Genomic DNA, 1,651 nt, shown 5'->3' with positions numbered 1-1,651 from the left:
GGGAAACCTTATGAGAGATAAGTAATTAAATATCAGCGTATTACATAAAAAAACAACCCCGAAAACTGCCAATTTCTTGGAATTTCGGGGTTTTTGTTGTATTTTAAGGTATCTCACCACCACAAAATACAATGCAAATTACTCTATTTTGTTTTGATAGCCCAATATTTCCGGAGTATCATTTTTTCAAGAATTGCACTGAACTTGGTCGGATTTATGACATAATCCCGTGGCAACAATTGGAAAGCCTGCTTCCTGCAAAGAAAAATCCTGCAGGAGCACCATCTTACCTACCAAGACAAGGATATTTCGGCCTGATGTTTTTAAAGCATTATACAGGCCTAAGCGATGAAAAGCTGCTGGCCGCTTTCCAAACTAACTGGTCATATCAGATGTTCTGTGGATGCCGTCTGAAAGTAGGTGAAGTGATCAGAGACAATGCATTTGTAAGCCGCATGCGCAGTTTTCTAGCCAGACATTGTGATATGCAGAAAGTTCAGAATGTTCTGATTAATGCCTGGAAGGGGAAAATGGAAAATAAGAATGTAATGCTCATAGACGCTACGTGTTATGAAGTCCATATGAGATTCCCTACAGATGTTAAACTGCTGTGGGAGTCATGCTGCTTTCTATGGGAAGAACAAATTCCGGTACTATGTAAGCTCTCAGGAATAAAAATGCCTCGTTCAAAGTTCAAGGAACAAAAGATAAAGCAGTCTGTTTTTTCCAAAAGACGAAAAGTGAGTATCCATGCTATCAAGAGACGTAGAAAAACTCTTCTGCATTTATTAGAAAAAGGGATAGGGGTTTATCAAAGACTGTTAAACCAAACAAGAGGCATTCATCTCTCTGAGCCCATCGCACAAAGATTCAAGACCATAAGGAAAGTCTATCTGCAACAGCTTTACCTGATTGAAAACAATACTACCAAGGTCAGGGATAGAATCGTCAGCTTAGCTCAACCTCATATAAGACCCATTATCAGGGGGAAGGAAAACAAACCGCTCGAGTTCGGTATAAAAGTCCACATGATGCAGGTAGACGGTATTAACATCGTAGAGCATCACAGCTACAATGCTTTCAATGAAAGTACTAGACTTAAAGCCTCTTTCTACAAGCATAAGATTGTCTTTGGAGAATGTACCCACCTGGCAGCCGACAGGATTTATCCTACCAATGCCAATCGTCGCTTCTGCAGCTCCAAAAATGTTCAAACCAACTTTGTAGCAAAAGGGAAATCCTCCTCAGATAAAAATCTTAAGCTCGTGAAGGCTATTCTCAACAAGGAGCGCAGCACACGTCTGGAAGGGGCTTTTGGTACAGAGAAGGAACATTACGGTCTCAAAAAAATAAAAGCCCGCTCACCAGAAACACAAAATGTGTGGTTATACTTCGGAATTTTTACCGCCAATGCAGTCAGACTGGCTAAAAGAACACCGAAGGAACTCAAAATAGCGGCTTAAAGCCCCTCAAAAGAAGGTTTCATGGGAGAAGACTGTCTACACAAATCCGATAATCTCAAAAGTCCCAAAATCAATCCTAAAAGTTGTACAAAACAAAGACTACGATACCTGAAAATAGAAAATCCAATCTTTTACAGACTGGATTTCCTAAGCATCTCATCTTTTTGATGCAATTATCAAGGATGGCC

The 1,651-nt window shown here is 40.1% G+C and carries 1 protein-coding gene; it reads left to right on the top strand.

Going from position 1 to position 1,651, the window contains the following annotated elements; all coding sequences use genetic code 11:
• The first annotated feature begins 131 nt into the window (after positions 1-131).
• Positions 132-1,463 (top strand): transposase, encoded by a 1,332-nt coding sequence (locus C0V77_RS22880; RefSeq protein ID WP_101728713.1) that lies wholly within the window; start codon positions 132-134, stop codon positions 1,461-1,463.
• Positions 1,464-1,651: the final 188 nt, after the last annotated feature.

This window comes from Emticicia sp. TH156, from assembly GCF_002855535.1.
Taxonomy (GTDB): domain Bacteria; phylum Bacteroidota; class Bacteroidia; order Cytophagales; family Spirosomataceae; genus Emticicia; species Emticicia fluvialis.
The sequence above is the reverse complement of the archived record's forward strand: the minus strand, read 5'-3'. Positions and strand labels throughout refer to the sequence as shown.